Here is a 4,546-nt window from a genome sequence, read left to right on the forward strand (position 1 = left end):
GGATAGCCCGGCTCGGGGTAGGCGGGCTCGGGACGGGCGGGCTGCACGGGGTAGGAGGCCGGCGCCTGGTGCCGGGCTACGTCCTGGTGGGGCCGCTCGTACGGGGGTGCCTCGACCGGAGGCGGCACCGGACGTGCCTGCGACTGCTGCGGGAGGTCCTGCGTCGCCGACGGCGGCGTCGAGGCGACACCGTTCGGCACGGGCTCGAAGCCCTCGACGTCGACGTGGTGACGCGGTCGGCGCATGACCGACTCGATGCGGGCACGCAGCTCGCGGGGCCGGAACGGCTTCACGAGGTAGTCGTCGGCACCGGAGTCCAGACCCTGCACGACGTCGATCTCGTCGTCGAGTCCGGTGAGCATGATGATGTAGGTGGCACTGAACTCGCGGATCAGCTTGGCGGCGGCGAACCCGTCCATGCCGGGCATGTTCACGTCGAGCGTCGTGAGCACGGGGTCGTACGCCCGCACCGCCTCGACACCCTCCGGACCGTCCTTCGTCAGGACGACCTCGAACCCGCTCCGGACGAGGATCGTCCGGAGCAGATGCCGGACGTCCGCGTCATCCTCGATGACGACGGCGATCGGCGCGCCACTCTCTCCCATGCCGCGAGCGTAGCAACGACCAGGGCCGCCGCAGACCGAACTGTCCCCGGTGGGGGCGAAGTCACCACCCGGCGGCGCGCGCCAGGTCGAGCGCGCGCTCGTCCCACCACTGCCCCGCGGGGGGCCCGCCGTTGCACGACCCGTCGCTCTCGCCGGGCGGCTTGATCCACAGGAAGGCGTCGAGCGATCCGTCCCCGGCGGCCGGCGTCCGACCCAGCGCGCGACCCGGCGGGTTGCACCACTCGCCGTCCGCGCCGTTGCCGTTGCGGCCCGTGTCGATCACGTAGTGGCTGCCGCCCAGCGCCTGCGAGACAGCCTCTGCGTAGGCCCGTTCCTGGGCGTCGTCGGCGTAGAAGGAGACGTTGGTCGCGAACCCGCGCGCGTCGCCGACGCCCGCGCGCTCGAGCCGCGAGGCCATCTCCTGGGGGTCCACCCAGTCCGAGTGGCCGCCGTCGACGTAGGTCGTGACGTGCGCGTCGGCGAGGGTGTCGACCGCGTCGTGCAGCAGCGCGAGCCGGCTGTCGGCGTCGGCGCACTGTCCTGCGTCGGCCACGGCGTCGGGCTCGAGCACCGCCACGGTCGTGCCGATGCCTCGCGCACCGTCCGCGACGGCACCGACCCAGTCACGGTACGCGTCCGGCGGCAGCCCGCCCGCCGACTCACCGCCCTGGCAGTCGCGGTCGGCGATGCCATAGACGACGAGCAGCGCCACCCGGTCGGCGTCGCGCGCCGCGGTCGCGATGCGCCGCACGTGCGCCTCGACCTGCTGCTGCGGCCACGCCTCGGGCGTCAGCCAGATCGCCGTGGGCGTGTCGGCCACGCGGCGCAGCACCGTGGCGTCGTCGCCGGACGCGGCCTCGGCCGCCTGGCGCGCCTGCGAGTGCGGGTCGACGTAGACCCGGCCGGATGAGAACGGGTTCGAGCCCTGCGCCCCTGCCGGCCAGAACGGCAGGGAGACCCCGAGCAGGTGCAGCACGACCGAGACCGCCACGGCGGCAGCGACCACCCCGGCGGCCAGCTCCCAGCGACGCGTGTGCGACGACTGCACCTCGACCCTCCCTCTCGGACCGGCACCCGGTCACGCGCCGAGGATACTGGCCGGTGCCTCGTCGCGCGGGCCGACGGTCCCGACAGATCCAGGACCTTCGGCCCCTGCGAAACCGGGGATCGCGGCGCAGCCCCGCACTAGGATCGCGGTGGGAGACACGAGAGCCGTCCGCCGGCTCCGGAGGGAGATCGTCATGTCCGACGTACGCACGCGGGTGCCCGCACCCCGGCTGCTGCTCGGCATCCTCGCCGTCGTCGCCCTGCTCCTCGGTCTGGTCGCCCCCGTCCAGGCCGACGAGACCGGCCGTGTCCGCGGTGCGATCACCGAGGCCGGTACCGGTCGTCCGGTCAAGGACGTCACGGTCACCGTGTTCGACGCGTCGTGGCGCCAGAAGACGTCGTTCCGCACGAGCGGCGGCTACGCCACCCCGTGGCTGGCTCCCGGCACCTACCACCTGCGCGTGAGCGACCGCCGCCCCCGTTGGGACGTCAACGCCCGCGTCTCCCGCGACGTGAAGGTCGTCGTGCGTGGCGGCAGCACGACCATCGCCAACATCAGCATGGCCCGCGGGGCGAGCATCACCGGCCGCATCTCCAAGGGCCCGGCGAAGCGTCGGGTCCTGGCCGCCGGAGCCCGCGTCACCGCGGTCACGCGTGACGGCACCGCCTACACCGTCACGGCCGACCGCCGCGGCGGGTTCGCGATCGGCGGCCTGCCGGCCGGCAGCTACTCGGTGTTCGTCTGGGACGCCCGCCAGAAGTGGGTGGGCCGCAGCCTGTGGGTCAGCGGGCTGCGCCAGGGCCGCAACCGCGACGTCCGCATGGCCCTCGGCACGCGCGCCGGCACCCTGGTCGGCGACCTCTACGCCGGCCAGTCGGGCGTGCGGTCGGCGGTCACCCTGACCCTCGTCAACCGCACGACCGGACAGTGGTGGGTCGTGCGCGCCCGCGGCGGCGCGTTCACCGCGAAGGGTCTGGCCCCGGGCCGGTACGACGCGATCATCCCGGGCGTGCAGGGCTACGCCGGGGCCCGCGTCCACCTCGCAGGGAGCGTCCGCTCCGGCAGCACCACCGCCACGTCCGCCCGACTCACCCGCGTCGGCGGCCGGCTCATCGGTCAGGTCAAGGACGCCACGTCGAACGAGCCGCTCGCCGGCGTCAAGGCCCTGCTCTTCGACGACAACGGCACGCGCATCGGGTCCGCGACCAGCGAGGCCGACGGGGTGTTCCGGCTCGGTGGCACCCTGCCCACCAAGAGCTGCTGGCTGACGCTCGTGCTGCAGGTCGAGCAGCCCATCAAGGGCCAGAAGTACCACAAGCTCACCGTCTCCGGCCTCGGCTCGAAGATCGGCACCGTCGTCTCGGCCGCCCAGCCGACCGTGGACGGCGGGCCGTGCCGCAGCGTGAACGCACCCTCCGGCGGTGCCTTCGGACTCGTCCGCGACGGGGCTCCCGCGCCCACGCCCACCCCGACGCCCACGCCGACCACCTCGCCTACCCCCACGGCCACGCCGAGCCCGACCGCCTCGCCGACGCCGACCGTCTCCCCCACGCCGACCGCCGGCTGACCGCAGCTCGACCAAGCAGCACCACGACGTAGCACCACGACGAGGGGCCCCGGCACGTGTGCCGGGGCCCCTCGTCGTGCGGTGGTCAGCTGAACAGGCTGGTGACCGAGCCGTCCTCGAACACGGCGGCGGTGGCCTGGGCCAGCAGCGGCGCGATGGAGAGCACGGTCAGCGAGTCGAAGCGCTGCTCGTCCGACAGCGGCAGCGTGTTGGTGACGACGACCTCGCGCGCGACCGAGTTCTTGAGCCGGTCGACGGCCGGCCCGGAGAACACGGCGTGCGTCGCGGCGATGATCACGTCGGCGGCGCCGTCGGCCTTGAGCGCCTCGGCCGCCTGGACGATCGTGCCGCCGGTGTCGATGAGGTCGTCGACGAGGATGCAGGTGCGACCCTCGACCTCGCCGACCACGCGGTTGGCCTTGGACTCGTTGGGGCGACGCGGGTCGCGGGTCTTGTGGATGAACGCCAGCGGCGCACCGCCGAGGGCGTTGGCCCACGACTCCGCCACCTTGATGCGGCCCGCGTCGGGCGAGACGACCGCGAGCGGCTGGTCGCCGTAGTTGTTCTTGACGTAGCGGGTGAGGATCGGCATGGCCAGCAGGTGGTCGACCGGGCCGTCGAAGTAGCCCTGGATCTGCGCGGTGTGCAGGTCGACGGTCATCAGCCGGTCGGCGCCGGCAGCAGTGAACAGGTCGGCCATGAGGCGCGCCGAGATCGGCTCGCGACCCAGGTGCTTCTTGTCCTGGCGGGCGTAGCCGTAGAACGGCAGGATCACCGTGATGCGCTTGGCCGACGCGCGCTTGAGGGCGTCGATCATGATGAGCTGCTCCATGATCGCCTCGTTGATCGGCGCAGAGTGGCTCTGGATGACGAAGGCGTCGCTGCCGCGGACCGACTCGTCGAAGCGGACGTAGATCTCGCCGTTGGCGAAGTCGTACGCCGTCGTGGGCACCAGCGGCACCTCGAGCAGGTTCGCGACCTCCTCGGCGAGCACGGGGTGAGCACGACCCGAGAAGAGCATGATCTTCTTGGTCGGCGTCTTCTTGAGCAGGTCACTCACCGGCGGTCTCCTCGGCGGGGTCGTCGACAGGGGCAGCGGCGTCGGCGGAGGGGGTGCCCGGCCGCTTGCGCTGCACCCACCCGTCTATGGTCCTCTGTGACCCCGAGCTCACGGCCAGCGCCCCCGGCGGGACGTCCTCGCGGACGATCGTCCCGGCCCCGGTGAAGGCTCCGTCGCCGATCGTCACAGGTGCCACGAACACGTTGTCCGAGCCCGTGCGGGCGTGCCGGCCGACGACCGTGCGGTGCTTGTGCACACCGTCGTAG

General features: G+C 72.9%; 4 protein-coding genes and 1 pseudogene. 1 reads left to right on the forward strand and 4 read right to left on the reverse strand.

What is annotated here, in order from left to right:
• On the reverse strand, nt 1–605 hold a 605-nt coding region (locus A6Q79_RS15260), incomplete at its 3' end, for a response regulator transcription factor (protein ID WP_317698711.1).
• Nucleotides 606–666: 61 nt separating this feature from the next.
• The gene (locus tag A6Q79_RS15265) at nt 667–1,653 is read right to left on the reverse strand and encodes a glycoside hydrolase family 6 protein (protein WP_286690568.1); all 987 of its coding nucleotides are present in this window, start codon (nt 1,651–1,653) and stop codon (nt 667–669) included.
• A 193-nt stretch (nt 1,654–1,846) separates the two neighbouring features.
• Here A6Q79_RS15265 and A6Q79_RS15270 point away from each other — a divergent pair, with 193 nt between their 5' ends.
• The gene (locus A6Q79_RS15270; protein ID WP_286690567.1) at nt 1,847–3,220 is read left to right on the forward strand and encodes a collagen binding domain-containing protein; all 1,374 of its coding nucleotides are present in this window, start codon (nt 1,847–1,849) and stop codon (nt 3,218–3,220) included.
• An 85-nt stretch (nt 3,221–3,305) separates the two neighbouring features.
• Here the strand turns inward: A6Q79_RS15270 and A6Q79_RS15275 are convergent, their stop codons facing one another.
• Entirely contained in the window at nt 3,306–4,271 is a 966-nt protein-coding gene (locus tag A6Q79_RS15275) for a ribose-phosphate diphosphokinase (RefSeq protein ID WP_083516573.1), read from the reverse strand.
• Nucleotide 4,272: 1 nt separating this feature from the next.
• Nucleotides 4,273–4,546: pseudogene (gene glmU / locus A6Q79_RS15280) on the reverse strand (bifunctional UDP-N-acetylglucosamine diphosphorylase/glucosamine-1-phosphate N-acetyltransferase GlmU); the annotation flags it as partial.

This window comes from Aeromicrobium sp. REDSEA-S32_B7 (assembly GCF_001626145.1).
GTDB classification, from domain to species: Bacteria; Actinomycetota; Actinomycetes; order Propionibacteriales; family Nocardioidaceae; genus Aeromicrobium; species Aeromicrobium erythreum.

Coding starts and splice junctions, on each gene's coding strand:
- A6Q79_RS15270 (WP_286690567.1), top strand. CDS start 1,847: ATGTCCGACGTACGCACGCGGGTGCCCGCACCCCGGCTGCTGCTCGGC.